Annotated in this window: 20 protein-coding genes; 15 read left to right on the forward strand and 5 right to left on the reverse strand. The window is 62.4% G+C overall.

The features are described from left to right. The first annotated feature begins 63 nt into the window (after positions 1-63). From HY836_RS08080 to HY836_RS08090, 3 genes are all read left to right on the forward strand, one after another. Positions 64-1,710 (forward strand): tetratricopeptide repeat protein, encoded by a 1,647-nt coding sequence (locus tag HY836_RS08080; protein ID WP_290675291.1) that lies wholly within the window; start codon positions 64-66, stop codon positions 1,708-1,710. A gap of 20 nt (positions 1,711-1,730) precedes the next feature. Beyond that, positions 1,731-2,351: a HAMP domain-containing sensor histidine kinase gene (locus tag HY836_RS08085; protein ID WP_290675293.1), complete on the forward strand. Its 621-nt coding sequence runs from the start codon at positions 1,731-1,733 to the stop codon at positions 2,349-2,351. A 116-nt stretch (positions 2,352-2,467) separates the two neighbouring features. After that, positions 2,468-4,135 (forward strand): response regulator, encoded by a 1,668-nt coding sequence (locus tag HY836_RS08090; protein ID WP_290675295.1) that lies wholly within the window; start codon positions 2,468-2,470, stop codon positions 4,133-4,135. Between the two features lie 30 nt (positions 4,136-4,165). On the opposite strand, the gene HY836_RS08095 is transcribed toward HY836_RS08090, so the two are convergent. After that, positions 4,166-6,430, reverse strand: coding sequence for an arginine/lysine/ornithine decarboxylase (locus tag HY836_RS08095; RefSeq protein ID WP_290675297.1), 2,265 nt, complete (start codon positions 6,428-6,430; stop codon positions 4,166-4,168). A 191-nt stretch (positions 6,431-6,621) separates the two neighbouring features. Between HY836_RS08095 and HY836_RS08100 the strand changes: the two genes are divergently transcribed. Next, positions 6,622-7,053, forward strand: a complete 432-nt coding sequence (locus HY836_RS08100) for an NfeD family protein (RefSeq protein WP_290675299.1) — start codon at positions 6,622-6,624, stop codon at positions 7,051-7,053. A 22-nt stretch (positions 7,054-7,075) separates the two neighbouring features. Next, the gene (locus HY836_RS08105) at positions 7,076-7,474 is read left to right on the forward strand and encodes a DUF2237 domain-containing protein (RefSeq protein WP_290675301.1); all 399 of its coding nucleotides are present in this window, start codon (positions 7,076-7,078) and stop codon (positions 7,472-7,474) included. Positions 7,475-7,495: 21 nt separating this feature from the next. Here HY836_RS08105 and def read toward each other — a convergent pair whose 3' ends face one another. The 4 genes from def to smc are packed head-to-tail and all read right to left on the reverse strand — an operon-like array spanning position 7,496 to position 14,850. Next, the gene (def, locus tag HY836_RS08110) at positions 7,496-8,032 is read right to left on the reverse strand and encodes a peptide deformylase (RefSeq protein WP_290675303.1); all 537 of its coding nucleotides are present in this window, start codon (positions 8,030-8,032) and stop codon (positions 7,496-7,498) included. A gap of 12 nt (positions 8,033-8,044) precedes the next feature. Further along, entirely contained in the window at positions 8,045-10,228 is a 2,184-nt protein-coding gene (ligA, locus tag HY836_RS08115) for an NAD-dependent DNA ligase LigA (protein ID WP_290675305.1), read from the reverse strand. A 13-nt stretch (positions 10,229-10,241) separates the two neighbouring features. Continuing rightward, entirely contained in the window at positions 10,242-11,321 is a 1,080-nt protein-coding gene (locus HY836_RS08120; RefSeq protein WP_290675307.1) for a cell division protein FtsZ, read from the reverse strand. A gap of 13 nt (positions 11,322-11,334) precedes the next feature. After that, positions 11,335-14,850 carry a chromosome segregation protein SMC gene (smc, locus tag HY836_RS08125; RefSeq protein ID WP_290675309.1) on the reverse strand — a complete coding sequence of 1,172 codons (3,516 nt, stop codon included), beginning with the start codon at positions 14,848-14,850 and terminating at the stop codon, positions 11,335-11,337. Positions 14,851-15,090: 240 nt separating this feature from the next. On the opposite strand from smc, the gene queF reads away from it, so the two are divergent. The 10 genes from queF to prmB all read left to right on the forward strand — a co-directional run bounded on the left by queF (position 15,091) and on the right by prmB (position 24,673). After that, a complete protein-coding gene (gene queF, locus HY836_RS08130) occupies positions 15,091-15,543 on the forward strand; it encodes a preQ(1) synthase (protein WP_290675372.1) in 453 nt (150 codons plus the stop codon). Between the two features lie 37 nt (positions 15,544-15,580). Beyond that, positions 15,581-16,237, forward strand: a complete 657-nt coding sequence (locus HY836_RS08135) for an energy-coupling factor ABC transporter permease (protein WP_290675310.1) — start codon at positions 15,581-15,583, stop codon at positions 16,235-16,237. Then, on the forward strand, positions 16,234-16,839 hold the full coding sequence (locus tag HY836_RS08140) for a M949_RS01915 family surface polysaccharide biosynthesis protein (RefSeq protein ID WP_290675312.1): 606 nt from the start codon (positions 16,234-16,236) through the stop codon (positions 16,837-16,839). Before HY836_RS08135 ends, HY836_RS08140 begins: the two co-directional genes overlap by 4 nt. A 62-nt stretch (positions 16,840-16,901) precedes the next feature. Then, positions 16,902-18,068, forward strand: a complete 1,167-nt coding sequence (locus HY836_RS08145; RefSeq protein WP_290675314.1) for a diguanylate cyclase — start codon at positions 16,902-16,904, stop codon at positions 18,066-18,068. Then, positions 18,065-19,228, forward strand: a complete 1,164-nt coding sequence (locus HY836_RS08150) for a GGDEF domain-containing protein (protein WP_290675316.1) — start codon at positions 18,065-18,067, stop codon at positions 19,226-19,228. Before HY836_RS08145 ends, HY836_RS08150 begins: the two co-directional genes overlap by 4 nt. Before the next feature lie 55 nt (positions 19,229-19,283). After that, positions 19,284-20,513 carry a succinyldiaminopimelate transaminase gene (gene dapC, locus HY836_RS08155; protein WP_290675318.1) on the forward strand — a complete coding sequence of 410 codons (1,230 nt, stop codon included), beginning with the start codon at positions 19,284-19,286 and terminating at the stop codon, positions 20,511-20,513. A gap of 15 nt (positions 20,514-20,528) precedes the next feature. Then, complete coding sequence (gene dapD / locus HY836_RS08160) at positions 20,529-21,353, forward strand: 2,3,4,5-tetrahydropyridine-2,6-dicarboxylate N-succinyltransferase (protein WP_290675320.1); 825 nt, start codon at positions 20,529-20,531, stop codon at positions 21,351-21,353. A 58-nt stretch (positions 21,354-21,411) separates the two neighbouring features. Then, the gene (locus tag HY836_RS08165; protein WP_290675322.1) at positions 21,412-22,599 is read left to right on the forward strand and encodes a PilT/PilU family type 4a pilus ATPase; all 1,188 of its coding nucleotides are present in this window, start codon (positions 21,412-21,414) and stop codon (positions 22,597-22,599) included. Between the two features lie 32 nt (positions 22,600-22,631). Continuing rightward, a complete protein-coding gene (gene dapE, locus HY836_RS08170; RefSeq protein ID WP_290675325.1) occupies positions 22,632-23,786 on the forward strand; it encodes a succinyl-diaminopimelate desuccinylase in 1,155 nt (384 codons plus the stop codon). 8 nt (positions 23,787-23,794) lie between these two features. Next, entirely contained in the window at positions 23,795-24,673 is an 879-nt protein-coding gene (prmB, locus tag HY836_RS08175) for a 50S ribosomal protein L3 N(5)-glutamine methyltransferase (RefSeq protein WP_290675374.1), read from the forward strand. The last annotated feature ends 65 nt before the right edge of the window (positions 24,674-24,738 follow it).

Below are 24,738 nucleotides of genomic sequence, written 5' to 3' on the forward strand. Positions count from 1 at the left end.
TGCCGAAATGCGAAAAGTACTGGTCCACGCGGGACCGGATCGCCATTTGTCATGCGAGGCGCCATGGCCATACAAACTTCTCCATCATTTCCCGGCATTCAGGCCCTGATCATCGACGACATGTCGGTACAGCAGTCCACACTGAAAGGCCACCTGGGCATGCTGGGCATCGGCAAGGTCGATCTGGCCAGCACCGCTGAAGAAGCCACCAAGCTGATCAAACAACGGCGCTACAACCTGATCCTGTGCGACTACAACCTCAATCAGAAGACGGACGGGCAACAATTGTTCGAGTACCTGCGAGACAACAGTCTTCTCGCGGCAGACTGCCTGTTCTTCATGATCACGGCAGAAAGCAACTATGCCTCGGTTGCCGCGGCCACCGAGCACAGCCCTGACGCCTACCTGCTCAAACCCGCCACGGCCGCTGATATCGGTGATCGCCTCAAGACCCAACTGGAAAAGCGCGCGGCCCTCTTGCCCATCTCTCAAAAGCAACTCAAGGACGACCTGCCGGGCGTACTGGGGGAATGCGACAACTTGATGGCGCAGCAAAATCGCTGGTTCATGCAGGCCCTGCAGATCAAGGGCCAAACGTTGCTCAAGTTGGGCAAAAACGATGAAGCCAAAGGCACCTATCGTGCGGCCCTGGAGAAAAGGCCGGAGCTGGTGTGGGCGCAGCTTGGCCTGGCTCGTGCGCACAAGGCAGCGGGCCAGTTCGACGAGGCCAAGCACCTGGCACAGCAGATCATCCAGTCCAGAGAAGGTGAAAAGAACGTCGCCGCCTACGACGTGGTGGCCGAGGCCCTGGAGGCGCAAGGTGACCCGCAGGCTGCCATGTGGGTTCTGCGGGATGCGGCCACCGTGGTGCCATCTGCCCGTCGTCAGCGCATCGCGGGCGAAAGTGCCTACCGCAACGGGGACCTCGACACCGCCAAGGAATTCCTGCACAAAGCCACCAAGGCCACCAAAGGCTCCGTGATCGCGCAAGCTCAGGACACGCTGCTGTTGGCGCAAACACTGGTTGACCTGGGGGAGTCCGCCGACGCGGTGAAGTTGCTGAAGGAGGCTGGCCCCGCCTACCAGACCAGCCCGACATTTGGCAACGTGGCGCTGGCTATCCAGGCCCAGGCAGAGTGCAAGGCAGGCAAGCCCGAAGAGGCCCAGAAACTATTGGCGAAGGCCCGCGCCACCATGCGCAAGGGCCGTGCTGACTTCGCGTCGGTGGCGCTGGCCAAGGCCGAACTGATGAGTGGCAACGTGGAAGTTGGACTCAAACTGCTGAGCAGCACGATCAGTGCCGACCACGAGAATCCGCGCATCAAGCAGATGGTCAGCAACACGCTCCGAGAGACTGGTCACGAAGACAAGGTTCACGACATCGTCGACGCGGGCGCTGTGGAGCTGGAGAACCGCGTCAAGGATGCGAGGAAACTGTTCAGAGACAGCAAGATCGATGAAGCCGTACGCGCCATCGAAGGCGCCGTCCATGACTACCCCGAAAACACCGGTGTGTTGCTTCAAGCTGCCCAGCTCAACTGCATGGCGTTGCGCCTGAAAAAGGTGCACAACTACGACATGATCGACCGCGTCCAACTCTACCTGACCCGCCTGGAAAAGCTCATGCCCACCAGCGACCGCGTCGTCATGATGCGCCGCTACTTCCGAGAAACCATGCTCGAGCTGGAAAAACAGCCCGCACAAGCCTGAGCGGGCTGACGAGACCCAACATGGAAGCCTCATCCTTCGCCCTCATCGCGCACGACCTGAAGAACGCCCTTGGTTCTCTGGAGGGGGAACTGGAGGGCCTGATCGACGACCCATCGCCTGCCATGGCGCACAGCGCCTACATGCGCTGCACGGAGTTGCGTCGACAGTTCGTGCAATTCCTCACGGTCTACGGCGCAGCAGGCGACATGCATGCCCATTGCGAAGACGAGTCACCCAAGGATGTGCTCGAACTGGTCTACCGGGCAGGTCAGATCCGGCATTTGAGTTTGCCCAATGCGCCACGGGTAGTGCTGGAGGTCGGCGTGGACGCGCCCTCTTTCTGGTACTTCGACCAAAGACTGGTGCACATGGCCCTGGATGCAGCCTTTCACAACGCCAGCAGATTTGCGCGCAGCCAGGTTACCCTGGGCTTGCGCGCACAGGACGGCTTCCTGGTTTTTGTCATCGATGATGACGGCCCCGGGCTGGGGGCTGCAGACCCATCTGCCGCATCGACTGGTCTTGGCACCGACCTATGCCAGGCAGTGGCCCAAGCACATCGAAGCGGTGAACGCCGGGGACGCATCGATCTGCAGAACCGGCCGGAAGGTGGCGCACGGTTCGAACTATGGCTCCCATGATTTGGCCTGCCGAGCACGCACTTTTTCACGGATGCAGCGCTCGCCAACATGAGAAAGTCGGCATATTCGTCGATTAGGCCGTTTGCCGATTCGACCCGCTACCGCAGGCGAACGCCATGAACTTCCCGACAATCGCGTCCAGTTCTCAGTCGCAGTCAGGTATCCCTGTCACGGACCTGAGCACCTGCCGTGCATTGATCATCGACACCAACCAGACCTCGCGCAGCATCTTGCGCTCGATGCTGGCCGATCTCGGGCTGCAAAGCATTGTTCAAGCAGGCAAGATCAGCGATGCACGACGCGCCCTTGAACACCAGACATTTGACGTGGTCTTGTGCGACTACCACTTCGATGACTCCAACATGACCGGGTCGGACCTGCTGGACGACCTGCGTCGCGCGCAACTACTGCCCTATGCCACCGTGTTCGTGATGGTCACCGGTGAAGCGTCTTATGTGAAGGTGGCGGAGGCCGCCGAGTCGGCGCTGGACAGCTACCTGCTCAAACCGCACAACTCCAATACCTTGGCGCAACGGCTGCACATGGCACGCCATCGTAAGGTGGTGCTGTCCAACATCTTCGAAGCCATCGAGCGCGAGGAGTTCGGTATCGCTGCCGAGTTGTGTCTGCAGCGCTTTGCCAATCGTGGCGAATACTGGGTCTACGCGGCTCGCATCGGTGGCGAGTTGCTGTTGCGACTGGGGCGTCACGAAGAGGCCCGCAAGCTCTTTCAGGCGCTCGACGAGATCAAGGCCATGCCCTGGGCTCGCCTGGGCATCGCCCGCGCGCAACTGGAAGGTGGCCATGCCGCACCTGCACGGCGCACGCTGGAAAGCCTGCTGTCGGAGAACCCGACGTTCGCCGATGCGTATGACGTCATGGGGCGTGCGCAGTTGCAGGCAGGCTCTTTTGAAGAGGCCTACGAGACCTATCAGCACGCGGCGGAGATCACGCCCTCGTCCATCGGGCGCCTCCAGAAGGTGGGCATGCTGGCCTACTACCTCGGGCGCAATGACGAAGCTTCACGAAGCCTGGAGCGTGCGGCCAGTCTGGGTGTCACGTCGAAGATGTTCGACTTCCAGAGCCTGGTCATGCTGGCCCAGATTCGCTTCGAGCAAAAAGACTACAAGGGTGTCCAGCGTTGTCTGAGCAACCTTCAGCATGCGTTCGAGAAGCAATCCAACAGTGGGCGCCTGCGTCGCATGACGGCCCTGGTCAACGTGCTGGCGCTGATGCTGCAAAGACAAGTGGCTGAGGTGGTGCGCCTGATCAAGGACATGTCGACCGACTTCGACCAGCCTGACTACGACTTTGAGGCTGCCGGCAACATGCTGGGCCTGCTGACCAGACTGCGCAATAGCGAACTGGAACTGCCAGATGCGGAGTTGTGGGTGCAGCGCCTGTCATCGCGGTTCTGCATTTCCAAGCCCACAACCGACTTGCTGGCCATGTCAGTGGCCAGTTACGAGCCCTATTTCGAGGCCGTCCACGCTGCCTACAAGGCCGTCGTAGAGCACGCAGAAAAAGCCATGGGCCAGGCCAAGGAAGGCTCACCCGCCACAGGCATCAAGACCTTGCTGGTGCATGGCTCCAAGACCCAGAACGCCAAGTTGCTGGATCTCGCGGAGATGGTGCTCAATCGCTATCGCGGCCAGATCAAGGACGCCGAGATCCTCGCCGAGATGGTGCAGGACATGCGCAGCAAGTTCTGCCGAGCCAGCGCCCATGTTCAGTTGGGCGCCAACTCGGGTCGTCAGGCCGGCGGACTCAATCTGCGCAGTTGAGCGCAGCACCGTGCCAAGGCGGCCGCAGGCTTACTTGTCCGCCGCAACGCAATCCACGTAATAACGCACACCGCCACCAGGCAACTCTTCGGCCACCAGGCCGTGCACGTCTGTGGCGAAGCCCGGGAAGGCCGCGTTGAAGTCACGTGCGAACTTCAGGAAGTCCACGATCTTCTTGTTGAAACGCTCGCCGGGGATCAGCAGCGGGATGCCGGGGGGGTATGGCGTCAGCAAAGCGGTGGTGATGCGCCCTTCCAGCTTTTCGATGTCCACGCGCTCGGTCTGACGACGGGCGATGCAGGCATAGGCGTCCGACGGCTTCATGGCAGGCTCCAGGCCCGACAGGTACACCTCGGTCGTCAGGCGGGCGATGTCCCCCTTGGCATAGGCCTCGTGCACGCTCTGGCACAGGTCCTTCAAACCCATGCGCTCGTACTTGGGGTACTTCTTGCAGAAGTCCGGCAGGATGCGCCACAGGGCGACGTTCTTGTCGTAGTCATCCTTGAACTGCTGCAAGGCCGTCAGCATGGTGTTCCAGCGGCCTTTGGTGATGCCGATGGTGAACATGATGAAGAAGGAGTACAGGCCCGTCTTCTCGACCACCACACCGTGCTCGGCCAGGTACTTGGTGACGATGGATGCAGGGATACCGGTTTTGGCAAACTTGCCCGACACATCCAGGCCCGGCGTGATGATGGTGGACTTGATCGGGTCCAGCATGTTGAAGCCGTCGGCCAGGTTGCCGAAGCCATGCCACTTCTCGTTGGCCTTGAGCACCCAGTCCTCGGGCTTGCCGATGTCGTCGGCGGCAATCTTGTCCGGGCCCCAGACCTTGAACCACCAGTCCTTGCCGTATTCCTTGTCCACCTTGCGCATGGCACGGCGAAAGTCCAGCGCTTCGCGGATGCTTTCTTCCACCAAGGCGGTGCCACCCGGCTCTTCCATCATGGCCGCCGCCACGTCGCACGACGCGATGATCGCGTACTGCGGCGAGGTCGAGGTGTGCATCAGGTAAGCCTCATTGAAGAGGTTGCGGTCCAGCTTGACGTTCTGCGAATCCTGCACCAGCACGTGCGAGGCTTGCGAGATACCGGCCAGCAGCTTGTGGATGGACTGCGTGGAATACACCACGGCCTCCTTCGGGCGCACGCGGCCCTTGCCCATGGCGTGGTACATGCCGTAGAACTTGTGGAAGGCGGCGTGCGGCAGCCAGGCTTCGTCGAAGTGCAGGTTGTCGATCCAGCCGTCCAGCGTGGCCTTGATGGCCTCGGTGTTGTAGAGCACGCCGTCATAGGTGCTCTGCGTGAGCGTCATGATGCGCGGCTTGGCCTTCTTGGGGTCCACGCCCTTGAGCAAGGGGTTGGCGGCGATCTTCTTGCGGATGGTGGCCGGCTCAAACTCGCTCTTGGGAATGGGGCCGATGATGCCGTAGTGGTTGCGCGTGGGCGTCATGAACACGGGGATGGCCCCGGTCATGATGATGCTGTGCAGGATGGACTTGTGGCAGTTGCGGTCCACCACCACGATGTCGTCGGGCGCCACGGTGTGGTGCCACACCATCTTGTTGGAGGTGGACGTGCCGTTGGTGACGAAAAAGCAGTGGTCGGCATTGAAGATGCGCGCGGCGTTCTTCTCGGACTCGTAGATCGGGCCGGTGTGGTCCAGCAACTGGCCGAGCTCTTCCACGGCATTGCACACGTCGGCGCGCAGCATGTTCTCGCCGTAGAACTGGTGGAACATCTGGCCCACGGGGCTCTTGAGGAAAGCCACGCCACCGGAGTGCCCTGGGCAGTGCCAGGAGTAGGAGCCGTCCTGCGCGTAGTCCATCAGCGCCTTGAAGAACGGTGGCGCCAGGCCGTCGAGGTAGCTCTTGGCTTCACGGATGATGTGACGCGCCACGAACTCGGGCGTGTCCTCGAACATGTGGATGAAGCCGTGCAGCTCGCGCAGAATGTCGTTGGGAATGTGCTCGGACGTGCGCGTTTCGCCGTACAGGTAGATCGGGATGTCCGCGTTCTTGAAGCGGATCTGCTCGATGAACTTGCGCAGATTCAGCACGGCGGGATCCAGCTCGGGGCCCGGCGTGAACTCCTCGTCGTCAATCGACAGGATGAAGGCGCTGGCGCGGCTTTGCTGCTGGGCGAACTGAGCCAGGTCACCGTAACTGGTCACGCCCAGTACTTCGAATCCCTCTTTCTCGATGGCCTCAGCCAAGGCACGGATGCCGAGACCGGACGTGTTCTCGGAGCGGTAGTCTTCGTCGATGATGACAATCGGAAAGCGGAAACGCAGCATGGCCAGCAGTACCTTTGAGGTGCGAAACGGGAGCGGAAATTCGAAAAGTCCACGAAAAGTCCGCGCAGTTTAGGGGTTTCAGCCCCCTATTTGTTTGATCTGGTGGACAAGTTTTCCTTCAAACCCCCTGGACTGTGGCCAGGCGCCGGTTTTCGGTCGTAAACTTATCCACCGAAAGGGGGAAGACGCCCATGAGCGAGTCGACTCTTTGGTGGATTGTGGCTGCGTTTTTTGGCAGCCTCGAACTGCTCTCTGGTTCGCTGTACCTGCTGATACTGGCCTTTGGTGCAGTAGGCGCGGCGCTGTGCGCCCTTTCCGGTCAATCCCAAAACGTGCAATTCGTCGTCGCCGCATTGGTGGGTGGCGGTGGCGTGCTGTTCTGGCATCGCCAACTGCTCAAGCGCGGCCCCATCGACACTGAGGGTTATACGACGACAGGTCTTGATCACCTGGATGTGGGCGAGGAAGTGTCTGTCGCAGGCTGGGGGCCAGACGGTACCGCTCAAGTCGTCTATCGCGGCAGCGCCTGGATGGCCAGGCACCACGGCCCACATGTTCCTCAGACGGGGCCCCACCGCATTCGCGCCATCGAGAGTTGTTATCTCGTGCTCGAGCCGATCTGAACCTGCCGGACAAACAAACATCATGGGTGTGGAACTGACCTCCGGACGCAATGTGCTGGGAGGCCCCTTGCGTGCCTGCTCCTTCGATCCGCTGACAGGCTTCTTCCGGGATGGCTGCTGCCGCACGCGCGGCGAAGATGAAGGTCAACACGTGATCTGCGCACGTGTGACCCAGGAGTTCCTGAGCTACTCCCTGAGTCGGGGCAACGACCTGATCACGCCCCGCCCTGAATGGCGTTTTGCGGGCTTGAAGCCAGGCGATCGCTGGTGTCTGTGTGCCGCACGCTGGCTGGAAGCCTGGAAAGCCGGCGTCGCACCACCCGTCGTGCTGGAGAGCACCCATGAAAAGGCCCTTGAGGTGGTCCCGTTGGACGTGCTGCAGGCCTATGCCTACCAGCCAGTGAGGCCCGACAGCGCCTGAACGCAGCGGACAGGCTTGGCCTCAATCTTCCTGCAGGGCTTCCAGTTCGGGAAAGAGCACCGAGGTGTAGCCAAATTGCCTGAAATCCCGCACCCGCATGGGGTAGAGCTTACCGATCAGGTGATCGCACTCGTGCTGCACGACCCTGGCGTGAAAGCCCTCCGCTTCGCGGTCGATGGGCTGACCGAGCTGGTCGAAGCCCTGGTAGCGAATCCTGGCAAAACGCGGCACCACGCCACGCAAGCCCGGAACCGACAGACAGCCTTCCCAGCCGTTTTCTTCTTCGTCCGACAGCGGCGTGATGATCGGGTTGATCAGCACGGTTTCAGGCACAGGGGGTGCATCTGGATAGCGCTGGCTGCGACCAAAACCGAATATCACCACCGACAGGTCCACGCCGATCTGCGGCGCCGCCAGACCGGCGCCCTGCGCATGGGCCATGGTGTCCTTGAGATCCTGGATCAGCGCGTGTAGTTCGGGCGTGTCAAAGGCCTGAACGGGCTCGGCCACCTTGAGCAAGCGGGGATCACCCATCTTCAGGATCTCGCGGATGGCCATGGCTCGTGTTCCTCAGCTTGGATCGGAGGTGTCGGATGCGGGGACCGCCGCGGGTTCGACTGCGGCTTCGGCTGCAGCGGCCTGAGCCAGCAAGGCCAGCAAACCCGCCTCGTCCAGCACCGGCACACCCAGGCTCTGGGCCTTGTCGAGCTTGCTGCCAGCCTCTTCGCCTGCGATCACGTAATGCGTCTTCTTGGACACCGAGCCCGCCACCTTGCCGCCGGCCTCCTCGATCATGGCCTTGGCATCGTCGCGTGACAGCGTGGGCAAGGTACCGGTCAGCACCAGGGTCTTGCCCGCCAGCGGCAGCGAGGCCGCGTCGGCTTCGGCTGAGGGCTCGTGCTCGGGCCAGGTCACGCCAGCGGCACGGAGTTGCTCGACCACTTCGCAGTTGTGTGGCTGTGCGAAGAAGGTGTGAATGCTCTGCGCGACCACGGGGCCCACGTCGCGCACGGCCAGAAGTTGGTCCACCGTCGCATGCATGATGCCGCCCTTGCGTTCGTCATCCTTGTGGCCCATCTGGCCGAAATGGCGCGCCAGGTCTTTGGCGGTCGCTTCGCCGACATGCCGTATGCCCAGGCCGAACAGGAAGCGAGGCAAGGTTGTGGCCTTGCTCTTGTCCAGCGCGTCGATAATGTTTTGGGCACTTTTGTCCGCCATGCGGTCCAGCGCAGCCAGTTTGAGCAGGCCCAGCTTATACAGGTCAGGTAGCGTGCGCACCAGGTCGCTGTCCACCAATTGATCGACCAGCTTGTCGCCCAGGCCTTCGATGTCCATGGCGCGGCGTTGGGCAAAGTGCAGCAAAGCCTGTTTACGCTGGGCGGCACAAAAAAGGCCGCCCGTGCAGCGGTGGTTCACCTCGCGAGGCTCACGCACCACCGTGCTGCCACACACGGGGCAGTTCAACGGCATGCGGAAGTTGGGCACGTAGCTGGCACGCGCCTCGCCCACCACGCCCACCACTTCGGGGATCACATCGCCCGCGCGGCGCACGATGACGGTGTCCCCTACCCTGGCGCGCTTACGGCGCAGCTCGAACAAGTTGTGCAAGGTCGCGTTGGTCACGGTGACGCCACCGACGAACACGGGCTTGAGGCGCGCCACAGGTGTCAACTTGCCGGTGCGCCCGACCTGGATGTCGATGCCCTCGACCTGCGTGAGTTGCTCCTGCGCCGGGTATTTGTGCGCCACGGCCCAGCGTGGCTCGCGGGTCACGAAGCCCAGGCGCTCCTGCAGTTCGCGGCTGTTGACCTTGTAGACCACGCCATCGATGTCAAAGGGCAACTGGTCTCGTCGTTGGCCGATGGCCTGATGAAAGGCCACCAGGCCTTGTGGGCCTGAAGCGCCTTGCGCCACCGTGCGTTCGGCGCAAACGGGCAGGCCCATCTCGGCCAACGCATCCAGCAAACCGCTGTGTGTGGGCGGCACGGCCCAGCCTTTGACTTCACCAAGGCCGTAGGCAAAGAAACTCAAGGGCCGCTTGGCGGCGATGGCCGGATCCTGCTGGCGCACGGCGCCTGCAGCCGCATTGCGCGGGTTCACGAAGGTCTTGTCGCCATGTTCGCGCTGGCGTTCATTCAAGGCTTCGAAATCGTCGCGGCGCATATAGACCTCGCCACGAACTTCCAGCACCTCAGGCGTCGAATCAGAAGCCTTCAGTTTGAGCGGAATCTGCCCGATCGTGCGGATGTTCTGGGTGACGTCCTCTCCCTGCTCCCCATCACCACGCGTGGCCGCCTGCACGAGCACGCCTTGTTCGTAACGCAGGTTGATGGCCAGACCATCGAACTTCAATTCGGCGGCGTATTCCACCGGAGGCTGATCCTCCGTCAGGCCCAATTCGCGCCTCACGCGGCCATCAAAGGCTTCCGCGCCGGTGGCCTCGGTGTCCGTCTCGGTGCGGATGGACAGCATAGGCACGGCATGGCGCACGGGCGTGAAGCCGTCCAGCACCTTGCCCAGCACGCGTTGCGTGGGCGAATCTGGCGTCAGCAGTTCAGGATGCTCTGCCTCCAGGACTTGCAGGGCCTGAAACAGGCGGTCGTACTCGGCATCCGGGATCAGAGGCTCATCCAGCACGTAGTACTGGTGCGCGTGGCGATGCAGTTGGTCTCGCAACTGTGCCGCCTGCTCGGCGGGCGACGCTTGAGCCGGCGATGCCCCTTGTGGCTCGCCAAACAGATCAGACTGGCTCATGCCGGGCTCCGCTTCAGCTGAACAGTCGGCGCGTGGAGGCAGCACCCGCCGCCAGGTCACGCGCCGCCAGAGCTTCGTACAGCTTGCCCAGTTCGCCTTCGATCGCGGCGAAAGCTGCTGCCGTGAACGGATGCCCCTGGTCATCGGCCATCACCGCATCCATGGACATGGACAAGGCTTCGCCAGCTGCACACCAGGCTTTGAACGGTTGCTGCTCGACACCTGTTTGTGGCACGTCGAATGAGAGCACCAACTCACGCAGGGTCGCCTGCTCCTGGTCTTCGGCAAAAGCCGCCTGGGCGTCGAAGTGCAGCGTCAGGATGGGCGGGGCGCCCTCTTCGTGCGAAGGCAGCACCAGGCGGCCCGGCAAGGCGCCTGGCAGGAAGCCGTGGCGGGCTGCCTGCTGGGTCACATAACCCAGCGACCAAGCGCTGCCCCGTGCATGCAGACGCAAGGCCAGTTGGGCGTCGTGAGCGCCGGCAAAGGCATCCAGTTCCTTGGCGCGCGCCACCACATCCAGCATGTCAGGAAACTCTGGCGAGGCACCCAGCGCATCGGCCATGGCCTGGATTTTTTGCACAAACTCGGAGTACTCGATCTCGTTCAAGCCGCCCGTGCGATTGGCCAGCAAGACGCCAGCCTGCAGTTCGCTGTAGATCACGCCTGCCTGAGGCTGTTCCCACTCACCGCAATCGGTGCGCAGGCCTTCGATCAGCATGGGCTTGCTGCCGGCCCGGCGCGTAGTGGGCACATGCAGCAGGATGTGGTCGCCACTCATGGGCGAATCGATGCTGATGGTGGCGATGGCGTCCACCAGCGCATCCAGGCGCGGGCCGGTTCGCTTGACAGGAGGCAGGCCGGGCTGGCCGCCGGAGCCAGGGCGGTCGTCCATGGGCTGGGTCGGAACGTTGTCGAACTCAGATTGGGAGGCCGCATCAGACGTGCGCACCGAGCCATCCATGGGCTCCAGGGTGGCGCGCTTGGGTTGACGTGCGGCGGCCTTGCGGGCCGTCCAGGCGCCATGTGCGACCACTGCGGCCAACACACCACCGCCCAGAATGGCCAGATACAAGGTCAGGGAATTGCTGCTCATTATTGATGTTTCCTCAGGCGGCGTGGGCCATGCCCAGCGCGGCTTCCATGTCCACCGCCACGATGCGGGACACGCCCTGCTCCTGCATGGTCACGCCAATCAGTTGCTCGGCCATCTCCATCGCGATCTTGTTGTGAGAGATGAACAGGAACTGCGTGCCGCTGGACATGCTCTTGACCAGTCGGGCGTAGCGCTCGGTGTTGGCGTCGTCCAGCGGCGCGTCCACTTCGTCGAGCAGGCAGAACGGGGCGGGGTTGAGTTGGAAGATGGCGAACACCAGCGCGATCGCGGTCAGGGCCTTTTCGCCACCGGACAGCAGGTGAATCGTGCTGTTTTTCTTGCCGGGTGGCTGGGCCATGACCTGCACGCCAGCGTCCAGGATTTCGTCGCCCGTCATGACGAGCTTGGCGGTGCCGCCCCCAAACAGATTGGGGAACATGCGGCCAAAGTGCTCGTTGACGGTGTTGAAGGTGGCACCCAGCAGATCGCGTGTTTCCAGGTCGATCTTGTGGATGGCGTCTTCCAGGGTGTGGATGGCGTCCATCAGGTCGGCCATCTGCGAATCCAGGAAGCCCTTGCGCTCACGGGCTGCGGTCAGTTCATCGAGCGCGGCCAGGTTGACGGCGCCCAGGGCATTGATGTCACGCTGGATGCGGTCGATCTCGGTTTGCAGGCCGTAGAGCTTGACGCCATCGCGCTCGATCACTTCAGCCAGGGCTTCGAGATTGACCTCGGCGGCCGTCAGTTGCTCCAGGAACTGCGCGCCACCCAGTGTGGCGGCCTGCAGCTCCAGTTGCAGCTTGGTGATCTCGTCACGCAAGGGCTGCAGGCTGCGCTCGAACGACATGCGCTGCTCATCGGCCCGGCGCAGTTGGGCAGACAGGTCTTCGTAGCGATTGCGGGTCTGCAGCAGCAGGCCTTCTTTTTCCAGCTTGACGGCCAGCGCGTCGTCCAGACCGGTCTGCGAGGTGGACTCGCTCAGGCGCGCATGCTCTTCGTGCAATTGCGCCGCCGAGGCTTCGTTGGTCTGGATCTGCTGGGCGGCGGTCTCGATGCCGCGTTGCAACTCGCCACGGCGAGCCGCCATGGAGCGGGCACTGAACTGGGCCTCCTGGGCCTGACGCTCCAGGGCACGTGATTGCTCACGCGCCTGGTTGAGCTTGCGCTCGGCTTCGATCACGGCTTCTTCAAGCTGGGCGTGCTTTTCCTGGGCATCGGCCAGGCTCAAGTCCAGCTCTTCAAAGCGGGCTTCACCCATGGCACGGCGTTCCTGCAGATCACCCAGTTGCGCATCGATCTCGGCCAGTTCCTCTTCGATCTGGCTGCGGCGCGTGTTGGTCTGCTCGGCCTGCTGTGTCAGGCGCAGCACTTCCACCTGCAACTGGTGCGTGCGCTGCTGGATTTCGCTGGTGTCACGGCGGGCCGTGGCCAGGCGTTGAGCGGCATCGGTGTAAGCGGCTTCGGCGCGGATCAGGCTGGCGCGAGCGTCTTCGGCGATCAGCGACTGCGCACGAAGCTGTTTTTCCAGATTTTCGATCTCTTGCGCACGCGCCAGCATGCCGGCCTGCTCGGAGTCAGGCGCATAGAAGCTCACGGCGAACTGGCTGACCATGTGGCCAGCCCTGGTCATGATGACCTCGCCATGCGTGAGCTTGCTGCGGTTGGCCAGCGCTTCTTCCAGATTGCCTGCGGTGTAGACGCCTTCGAGCCAATCGTTCATCAAGGCCTTGAGACCCTGATCGTTGAGGCGCATCAGATCGGACAGGCGCGGCAGCGTGTGATGCGTGTTCTGGATGCCGGGCTGAGGCAGGCTGTAGAAGGCCAGCTTGGCGGGCGGTGCGTCGTTTTCAAACGCACGCACCGTTTCCACGCGGCCCACCTCCAGTGCGGACAAACGCTCGCGCAGCGCCGATTCCAGCGCGTTTTCCCAACCAGTTTCAATGTGAACGCGGGTCCACAAGCCTTGCAGGCTTTCCAGGCCGTGCTTGGCCAGCCAGGGCTTGAGCTTGCCTTCGGTCTGCACCTTCTCCTGCAAGGCGCGCAGGGCATCCAGTCGGGCGGACAACTCGGCCTGCTTGGCGGCCTGCGTGTTGCTGTCGGCCTGCGCGGCCTTGCGGCCTTCGTCCAGCATGGGCACGGACTCGGTCAGCTCGCCCAACTGGGCTTCGAACACAGCCAGCTCTTCCTGGCCGATCTCCAGTTGCCGACGCATGTCGATCAGGCGGGCATCGTCCGTGGCGGCCAGGCCCTGACGCTCGGTGGCCAGACGTTCACGGCGCAGGCTCAACTGGCGCGACTGGTCATCGATGTTGCGCGACTCGGCGGCCAGCAGCTGGATCTGCTGCTGCACCTGGCCGGCCACGCCACGTTGCTCGTTGGCGCGCGCGGTAGACGCACGCACAGCGTCTTCGAAACTCGGGATGTTGCCCGCCAGCTCTTCAGCCTGGGCCGCCATGATCTCGGCCTGTTCTTCGGCGGCCAGCATTTTCTCGGCCAGCTCTTCCAGCTCGAACTCGGCTGAGGCGCGGCGCTCGGCCCACTGGTCGTTCTGGCCCTTCAGTTCGGCCAGGCGTTGTTCCACGCGCTGGCGTCCTTCCACCACATAGCGGATGCGCTCTTCCAGGCGGCTGACTTCCAGATTGGCCTCTGCCAGCACACCTTGTGCCGTATGAAGTTCATCGCTGGCAGCGTAGTGATCCTGGCGCACATGCTCCAGCTCGGCCTCCACCGCACGCAGCTCGGCCATGCGGCCTTCCAGCGCATTGGTGGCCTCCAGCACAGCCTGCTTGATGCGCGTTTCCTCGGTGGCGGCATCGCGGTGCTTGAGGAACCACAGTTGATGCAGCTTGAGCGTGCCCTGCTCTTGCAGGCCGTGATAACGCGTGGCCACCTCGGCTTGTTTTTCCAGCTTGTCGAGGTTGTTGTTCAGCTCGCGCAGGATGTCTTCCACGCGGGTGAGGTTCTCGCGCGTGTCCTTCAGGCGGTTCTCGGTCTCGCGGCGGCGCTCCTTGTACTTGGAGACGCCGGCGGCTTCTTCGAGGAACAGGCGCATCTCTTCCGGCTTGGATTCGATGATGCGGCTGATGGTGCCCTGCCCGATGATGGCGTAGGCGCGCGGGCCCAGGCCGGTGCCCAGGAACACGTCCTGCACATCGCGACGGCGCACGGGCTGGTTGTTGATGAAGTAGCTGGAGTTGCCATCGCGCGTCAGCACGCGCTTGACCGCGATCTCGGCGAACTGGTTCCACTGGCCGCCCGCACGGGCGTCTTCATTGCTGAACACCAGCTCCACGCTGGAGCGGCTGGCGGGCTTGCGGTTGCCGGAGCCGTTGAAGATCACGTCCTGCATGGATTCGCCACGCAGCTCGGACGCCTTGGACTCGCCCAGCACCCAGCGCACCGCATCCATGATGTTGGATTTGCCACAACCGTTGGGCCCCACCACCCCGACCAGTTGGCCCGGCAGGTGGAAGTGCGTAGGTTCAGCGAATGACTTGAAGCCAGACAGCTTGATCGAATTCAGTCGCATGCTTGGTGTCGGCCCGGGACTCGCGCCTCCGAAAAACCCGCTAAGTCATTGATTTGTTTGACAAAACCTGTTCGAAGACAGGCCAGAATCAACCAAAGATGATAGCATTGCACTTTTGCCGATTCCCCCTTTAACGATAAGTAGTCCGCCATGGCCAAGAAAGCCCCCGCCACCAGCGCCACCGAAGTCAAGCCCAACGCCAAGACCAAGGCGCCTGCCAAGACCGGCAAGCCAGCCGACTTGAAGGTGGGCGCACGCGCCAAGCCGGCCACACCGCCCTCGGCGCCTTCGCGCGAGTTGGACGTGTTCCCCAATCCGGCACCCCAGCGCGACTACGTCATCCAGTTCCAGGTGCCCGAGTTCACCTGCTTCTGCCCGTTGACCGGCCAGCCCGATTTCGCACACTTCACGATCGACTGCATCGCCGACAAGCTGTGCATCGAGCTCAAGAGCCTGAAGATGTACATGTGGAGCTACCGCAACGACGGCGCCTTCCATGAAAAAGTCACCAACGACATCCTGACCGACATCGTGAAGGCCATCGACCCGCGCTACGTGCGCATCACCGCCAAGTGGTATGTGCGTGGCGGCATCTACACCAACGTGGTCGTGGAGCACCGCAAGAAGGGCTGGAAGCCCGCCCCCAAGGTGGACCTGCCCCAGCACAACGCTGAAACCGGCCTGCTGGGCTGATTCAGCCCGCTGACCGCCACGCCACCATGACCATGTGATGGGCACCCTGCCCGCCTGGCTGGATTGGGCCCTGCTGATAGCGGCCCTCGGTGTTGCTTTGCTGTTCAAGCCCTGGCTCCCGCTGAGGCATGCCCCCCTGCAGAGCCCCTGGATGGGCGCGATGGTGCTGCTGCCCTGCGTCTGGTGGACACAGCACCTCTTGCCCAACGGCCTGGCCCTGCATGTCACCGGCGCCTGCCTGCTGGTGCTCATGTTTGGCTGGCCCCTCGCCATCTGGAGCTTGCTGCCCATCGCCCTTGTTGCCAAACTGATTGAGGCACGTGCCTGGCCTGACGCCGACGCACTGGTCACCCACATCGTCTGGCTGGGCGTGATTCCCTCCACGCTCGCCCTGATGTTGGGCCTGGCAGTGCGGCGCTGGATGCCCCAACACCTGTTTGTCTACATCCTGGGGCGAGGGTTCGTGGTCACCGCTCTGGCCGTCACGCTCACGGGCTACTTCGCCATCTTCGCTCAGCACAAACCTGATGCCCTGTCGACCGAGGATTGGATGCTGGCCAACTGGTTGCTTGGATGGGGCGAGGCCATCAGCACGGGCATGATCACGGCCATTTTCGTGGCATTCAAGCCTGAGTGGATGTTGACCTATTCCGACAAGCGCTACCTGCCGGGCGCAGCCGGCAAACACCCATGACGCGATCACTTTGCGCCTCATGGATGGCAGCGCTGCTGTGCGTGCTGCCCGACTTTGCAGCACACGCCTGCACAACAAGACCTCTGCCTCCTGCTGCACTGCCCGATAGCCTCGAATTGCCAAAGGGTAGCCGCGTTACCCAAGCCTGGTCCTGCAAGGACAAACTAGGCGAGCAATTGGTGCTGGCGACCCTTTCGACCAACAGTCAGCCCCTGCCCCCGAGCCAATCGGAGGCAGAACTCACTTTCCTCAAATTCCGCCAGACGCCACTTGGCTGGAAGCGGGACTGGCAAGCCCGTGATTTTTTGCACGACCAGCCTGCCCAACGCACCAACGAACTGATCCTGCTGGGTGACTACGACGGTGACGGACAAGCTGACGTTTTTCTCGCTTACGCCATTCCAGGGCTGCCTGCGGAGCCGGACGAAGGCAAGTTGCTGGTGTTCTACAAAGATCAGAAATACGCCATCCGGGGTGCCGTGGCCCGCACACCCAGCGATTTCGGATCAAGAAAACTCTCCGCCAACTTCCTGACGCTGCCTCAAGCCATCCAGACGCAGGCCTTCAGGCTGTGGGACAAGCTCAACAGCCCCCACCATTAGGGCCATCCAGGGTCAAGCTTTTGCCGCCAGTGCCGATAGCCCGTTAAACCTGTTGAGCATTGATGAACAAACCTCTCTGGCTGCAAACACTGTCGAACTGGGTGCTGGGTGAAGACCCTCACCTGCGTCGCCATGTTCTGCTGGTTCTGATTACCCTGCAACCCTATGCCGTGAGTGTGGGCGTCATCCTGCATTCCGAGTATCTGAACCTGTTGCCACATGACATGGCTCAGGCGCTGATCCAGGCGAGCATCCTGACGTTCCTCGGTGTCTTCGTGTTGGTGCGCTCAGGCTGGTCGCAACGCTTCGCCGACCCTGTGCTGACCTTCCCTCATGCCCTTGTGACGATTGCCTTGTGCATGGCCGCCTACGCTCAATTGGGTGAAAACCGGGGCAACGTGATGATCCTGATTGCGCAGACGATCGTGTTGTCCATGTTCAGGCTCAAACCCATACAGGTGCTGATGCTGGGTGTATTCACGGTGCTGACACTGTGTGGCTGTGTCATGTGGATGGCGCTGGACCCATCCGCCAACTATCCAGCCTCCTCTGGCTGGACGCACTTCCTGGTTGGTGGCTCCACATTGCTGACCCTGTCGCTGATCGGCAAATGGGTGAGCGACATCCGTGTGCGCATCGGGCGTCAGGCGCGCGAACTGCAGGAAGCGGTGGACACGGTCAAGCAAATGGCCACCAGCGACATGCTCACCGGCGCGCTCAACCGCAGAATGATGACGGAGTTGGCAGAAAACGAGCTGCGGCTGATAGAGCGCAGCGGCTCGGCGATGTGCATTGCATTGATCGACATTGATCACTTCAAACATGTCAACGATCACTATGGCCACCACGCCGGCGATGCGGTGTTACGCAGCATGGCCCAGCACGCCCAGGGGCAGATCCGGCAGGTTGACAAGTTTGCGCGTTGGGGCGGCGAAGAATTCCTGGTCATGCTGCCCAGCATCAGCGCGACAGAGGGCATGAACGCCATTGAGCGCCTGCGGATGTCTGTGGCTCAACTGGAAATTCCTGGTTACCCACAGTTGCACGTGACCTTCTCTGCCGGTGTGGCCCAGGCCAAAGTCGGTGAAGCGCTGGAGCACCTGATCGAACGCGCCGATGAAGCCTTGTATGAAGCCAAACGACAGGGCCGAAACCGCAGCCTGCTGGCCCAGACAGAGCTGAAATCACCCAGTGCCACCTCGGCCTCATCCAGCGAGGCGATGACATGACACAGTTCGTTCCTCCTGTGCAGCCCAGCGACCCCATTGAGGACGCGGTAGGCAAGCTGGTACATACCGTCTTCGGACATGACCGCGCTACACGGGCGCGCACCGCAGCCATCTTGCTGTGCGCCATCATGTATGCCATCTGTTGCAGCGCGGCCTACTACGCCGCCGAGATCAACCTGATGCGGCCCTTTGCCCCCAAGCTGCTGTGGGCAACCAGCATGCCTGCCTACGTGGCGTTTTACGCCTTGGTCCGCTTCGGCAAGACCAGGCACCTCAAGGACCCCACCTTGATGCTGCCGCAAAACGTGTTCGCACTGTTGGCCATCGCCTTTGCCTACACCGCCGTGGGGCCGCATGACCGTGGCGTGGTACTGGTGCTGATCGCCCTGGTCATGGTGTTTGGCATGTATACCCACACCCCCAAGCAATCAGTGCAAATCGGCGTGGCAGCCATGTTGCTGCTGGGTTTGAGCATGGGCGTTCTGGCCCATATTGACCCTGACTACTACCCGCCAGATCTGGAATTGCTGCGCTTTGAATTGATGCTGGGCACGGTGCCGACGCTGATCTTTTCGGCCTACCAGATTTCGTCATGGCGAAATCGCCTGGCCGCCCAGCGCAAGGACCTGAAGATGGCACTGGAGCAAGTGCAGCAGATGGCCACGCATGACGTGCTCACAGGCTTGTACAACCGACGTTTCATGCAGGATCGCCTGGAGGACGCCGTCAAGCGATTCGAACGTTATGGCGAGAGATTCACGGTGGTACTGATTGACCTCGACCACTTCAAGCGCGTCAACGACCAATATGGCCACAAGGTTGGTGATCAAGCCCTGATGGCATTTGCCAACGCATCCGGCATCGTGCTGCGCGAAACCGACATCATTGCCCGTTGGGGCGGCGAAGAGTTCATCTTTCTGCTGCCCAATACCGCAGCCGAAAAGGCCCTGGTCGCCCTGGGGCGCCTGCGCCAAGCGCTTTCGACGTGCACAGTATCCGAGAACGTACCGCAACTGCGGGTGAAGTTCTCGGCAGGCGTGGCCGTGCACGACTGCGTGACCTCGCTGACGCACACGCTGGAGCGCGCTGACAAGGCTCTGTATGAAGCCAAGAGCAACGGCCGCGACCGTGACGTGACCGCACCTGCGGACAAGCCCTGACACCGTCTTGCCCCTGTTACCGCAGCAAAGCGCCCGCGCCTGGGATAATCGCGGGATGAACCCATTGCTGAAGAAACTCCAGCCCTACCCCTTCGAGCGCCTGCGTGGCCTCACGGCTGGCGTCACCCCCAACCCCGCTTACCGTGCCATCAGCCTGGGCATTGGCGAGCCCAAGCACCCCACCCCGGCCTTCATCAAGGAAGCCCTGACGGCTGCCCTGGATGGCCTGGCCAGCTACCCCGCCACAGCCGGCGAGCCCGCCTTGCGCGAGGCTTGCGCCGCCTGGGTCGAGCGCCGCTACGGCCTGAAACTCGATGCCGCCACACAGATCCTGCCGGTGAACGGCTCGCGAGAGGCCCTGTTTGCCCTGGCGCAGGCCGTGATCGACCCGACCCAGCATCAGGATGCCGGTGGCCCAGCCGTGGTCTGCCCCAATCCCTTCTATCAGATCTACGAAGGCGCTGCCCTGTTGGCAGGCGCCCGCGTGGTGTTTGCCAACTCGGATCCGGCCCGTAACTTTGCGGCGGATTGGTCGTCCATCCCGGAATCGACGTGGGCGACCACGCAATTGCTGTTCGTGTGCTCACCCGGCAACCCGACCGGCGCCGTCATGCCCTTGAGCGAATGGCAACGCCTGTTCGAACTGAGCGACCGCTACGGTTTCGTGATCGCCTCGGACGAGTGCTACTCGGAGATTTACTTCCGTGAAGGAGCGGATGCGGCGCCCCTGGGTGGCCTCGAAGCCGCCGTCAAGCTCGGCCGCACCGACTTCAAGAACCTGATCGCCTTGACCAGCCTTTCAAAACGCTCCAACGTGCCGGGACTGCGCTCCGGCTTCGTCATGGGCGACGCGGCCATCATGAAGGCCTTCCTGCTGTATCGCACCTACCACGGCAGCGCCATGAGCCCGGCCGTGCAGCGCGCCAGCGTGGCCGCCTGGAACGATGAAGCCCACGTGGTGGAAAACCGCGCCCTGTACCGCCAGAAATTCGAGCAGGTCACCCCCATCCTGGCCTCCGTGATGGACGTGGCCCTGCCCGATGCCAGCTTCTACCTGTGGGCCAAGGTGCCCGCACACATTTGCGGCGGCAGCGACGAAACATTCACCCGCGAGCTGCTGGCTCAATACAATGTGGCCGTTTTGCCTGGCAGTTACCTGGCGCGCGAAGCCAACGGTGTGAACCCAGGCCAGGGCCGCGTCCGCATGGCGCTCGTGGCCGGTGTCGACGAATGCGTCGAAGCCGCCCAGCGCATCAAGGCCTTCATTGAATCCCAATCTGTTTGAATCTGAGAGAAGAACATGACCCAAGCTCTGCAAACCGTCATCGACAACGCCTGGGAACAGCGCACTTCGCTGTCCGCCGCCAGCGCCCCCGCTGAAATCCGCGACGCCGTCAACCACATCATCGACGCCCTGGACGGCGGCAAGCTGCGCGTGGCCGAGAAGATCGACGGCGACTGGGTGACCCACCAGTGGATCAAGAAGGCCGTGCTGCTGTCCTTCCGTCTGAACGACAACGTGCCCATGGGCGACGGCCCGCTGCAGTTTTACGACAAGGTTCCAACGAAGTACGCCGGCTGGAGCGAAGAGCAATTGCGCGCTTCCGGCGTGCGCGTGGTGCCTCCTGCTGTGGCCCGTCGTGGCAGCTTCCAGGCCAAGAATGTGATCCTGATGCCTTCCTACGTGAACATCGGCGCCTACGTCGATGAAGGCTCCATGGTGGACACCTGGGCTACGGTTGGTTCGTGCGCCCAGATCGGCAAGAACGTCCACCTGTCCGGCGGCGTCGGCATCGGCGGTGTGCTGGAACCCCTGCAAGCCAACCCCACCATCATCGAAGACAACTGCTTCATCGGCGCCCGCTCGGAAGTGGTCGAAGGCGTGATCGTGGAAGAGAACTCGGTGATCTCGATGGGCGTGTACATCGGTCAGTCCACCAAGATCTATGACCGCGCCACGGGCGAAGTCAGCTATGGCCGCATCCCCGCCGGCTCCGTGGTCGTGTCGGGCAACCTGCCCTCGGCTGACGGCAAGTACTCGCTGTACTGCGCCGTGATCGTCAAGCGCGTGGACGCCCAGACCCGCTCCAAGACCAGCATCAACGACCTGCTGCGCGGCGCCTGATCGGCCTGCCGGTCTGATCCTTCCTGCATCTGAGAACTGATTCAAACGGGAGAACTTGATGAGCGGTGGCAATCTCGAACGGGTACTGCGCCTGATGGCCGAGAAGAAGGCGTCTGACGTCTTTCTGTCTGCCCGGACACCCATCCTCATCAAGATCCATGGTCAGATCATGCAGCTGACGGATCAGATCCTCACCCCGTCCCAGCCTCGCCAACTGTTGTCGGAGATGATCTCTTCGACACAGATGGAAGAGCTGGACGAAACGGGTGAACTGAACCTGGGCATCACCATTCCCGGTGTGGCCATCTTTCGTCTGAGCGCCTTCAAGCAGCGCGGCTCGGTGGCAGCGGTGTTTCGCTACATCCCCTCCGACATCCCTGCGCTGGACTCGCTCAACGTGCCCGATGTGCTGTCCAACCTGATCCTGGAAAAGCGTGGCCTGATCCTGCTGGCTGGTGCCACGGGCGCCGGTAAAAGCACGACGTTGGCGGCCATGCTGGAGCACCGCAACCAGAATATGACCGGCCACATCCTCACCATCGAGGATCCGCTGGAGTTCCTGTTCTCCAACAAGAAGTCCATCGTCAACCAGCGTGAAGTGGGGCGTGACACCCAGTCGCTGCAGGTCGGCCTGAAGAACGCCCTGCGCCAGGCGCCGGACTGCATCCTGATCGGCGAAATCCGCGATCGCGAAACCATGACGGCCGCGATCTCTTACGCGCTGTCGGGCCACCTGGTGCTGTCCACCCTGCACGCCAACAACAGCTATCACGCACTGGGCCGGATCCTGTCCTTCTACACACCGGAGGCCCGCCCGGCCTTGCTGAGCGACCTGGCTTCCGGCCTGAAAGCCATCGTGTCGCAACGCCTGCTCAAATCCGCCACAGGCGGCCGCGTACCGGCGGTTGAAGTGTTGCTCAACACCCACCTCGTGTCCGAGATGATCGAAAAGGGTGACTTCACCGGCGTGAAGGAAGCGATGGAGAAGTCCATGGCCGAAGGCTCGCAGAGCTACGAACAAGACATCGCCCGACTGATCAACGAAGGCATCGTCACGCGCGATGAGGGCCTGATCCACGCCGACTCGCCCACGAACCTCATGTGGCGCCTGCAGAACGACACGACCAACAAGTCCAAGCTCGCGGCCAAGCCCGAGGAAGTGGAAGACGGCCCCTCGTTCACCGAGATCACCCTCGACGTTCGCCCTGACGACAGCAACAACGGCTTCTCGTCCACCCGCTTCTGATTCAGAAGCAACCCGATTTCCGACACCACAACATGACCGCCACCGTGCGCCTCACCGAGGCGCTGATCGCACGCCAGTCCGTCACCCCGGCTGACCATGGCTGTCAGGACCTGATGGCCGATCGCCTGCGCGCCATCGGCTTCGAGTGCCAGACACTGACCTTCGGCCCGCAAGATGCCCCCGTGACCAACCTCTGGGCCATCAAGCGCGGCACAGGCCACGCCACGGGTGCCCCCACACTGGTATTTGCCGGCCACACCGATGTCGTGCCCACCGGCCCGCTTGATCAATGGAGCAGCCCACCCTTCGTGCCCAGCTACCGCGATGGCCTGCTCTATGGCCGCGGCGCTGCCGACATGAAAACCTCTCTGGCTGCCATGGTGGTGGCCAGCGAAGAGTTCGTGGCAGCCCACCCGCAGCACCAGGGCAGCATCGCCTTTCTGATCACCAGCGACGAAGAAGGCCCCTCCGTGGACGGCACCGTCAAGGTATGCGAATGGCTTCAGGAACGTGGCGAACGTCTGGACGCCTGCATCGTGGGCGAACCCACCTCGGTCAAGCAGGTGGGCGACATGATCAAGAACGGTCGCCGTGGCTCGCTCTCGGGCAAGTTGCGCATCAAGGGCGTGCAAGGCCACATCGCCTATCCGCACCTGGCCAGGAACCCCATTCACCTGGCCGCACCCGCGTTGGCCGAGCTCACCACCATCGTCTGGGATGCGGGCAATGACCACTTCCCGCCCACGAGCTGGCAGATGTCCAACATCCATGCCGGCACGGGTGCGAACAACGTGATCCCCGGTGAGCTGGTGATCGACTTCAACTTCCGCTTCTCCACCGAATCCACACCGGAAGGACTGCAAAGCCAGGTCGAAGCGCTGCTCCAGCGCCATGGCCTGGATTTCAGCATCGACTGGACGGTGGGTGGCCGCCCCTTCCTGACACGGCGCGGCCCGCTGGTTGACGCGATGGCAGCAGCCATACAGAGCGTCACCGGCATCGACACCGAGCTGTCCACCACCGGCGGTACCTCGGACGGCCGCTTCATCGCACAGATCTGCCCGCAGGTGGTCGAATTCGGCCCCGTCAACGCCAGCATCCACAAGATCGACGAGCACGTGGCCGTGGCCGACATCGAACCGCTCAAGGACATCTACAAGCAGACGCTGGAAAGACTGCTGGCGTGACGAACACCGTGAAGACCGTCATCCAGCTGATCGACGACAGCGCCGCCCGACTGACGCAAGCTGGTGTGGGCTTTGGTCATGGCACCACCAACGCCTTTGACGAAGCCGCCTGGCTGGTGATGTGGCGCCTGAACCTGCCCATCGACGATCTGGATGGCGTGGCCGACCAGACCGTGTCGAGCGAACAAGCGACGCAAGTGCGCCAGCTCATTGACGAGCGCATCAGCACGCGCAAGCCTGCCGCCTACCTGACGAATCAAGCCTGGCTGCAAGGCGTGCCCTTTTATGTGGACGAACGCGCCATCGTGCCTCGCTCCTTCATCGCCGAACTGCTCGCCGAAGGCACGATCGACGACTGGCTGAGTGACAAGACGCAACGCGTGCTGGACCTGTGCACTGGCAACGGCAGCCTGGCCGTGCTGGCGGCGATGGCCTACCCGGACGTGAGCGTGGATGGCGCCGACATCAGCCCGGATGCGCTGGCCGTGGCCCGCATCAATGTGGACCAGCATGATCTGGCCGATCGCATCACCCTGCTGCAAAGCAACGGCCTGCAATCGGTGAACGGCCCTTACGACCTGATCCTGTGCAATCCGCCATATGTGAATGCGCAGTCCATGAAGGCGCTGCCCGCCGAATACCTGGCCGAGCCCGAACTGGCCCTGGCCTCAGGCGAAGATGGCATGGACTTCACACGCCAGCTCATCGCCGATCTGCGGGCGCAAGCTGACAAGTTCATGACCCCTGACACCGTGCTGGTGCTGGAAATCGGCAACGAGCGCGAGCACTTCGAGCGCGCTTTTCCGAACCTGCCTGTGTTCTGGCTGCCCACCTCGTCGGGTGACGACCAGGTGCTGCTCATCACCCGCGAAGCGCTACTCGCCTGAGGCCTTGCCTTAGACTGCGCACGCTCGGCGCCCAGCGCCGGGCCCATCTGCTTTACTGATTGCCC

It is taken from the genome of Aquabacterium sp. (assembly GCF_016234775.1).
Classification (GTDB): Bacteria; Pseudomonadota; Gammaproteobacteria; order Burkholderiales; family Burkholderiaceae_C; genus Aquabacterium.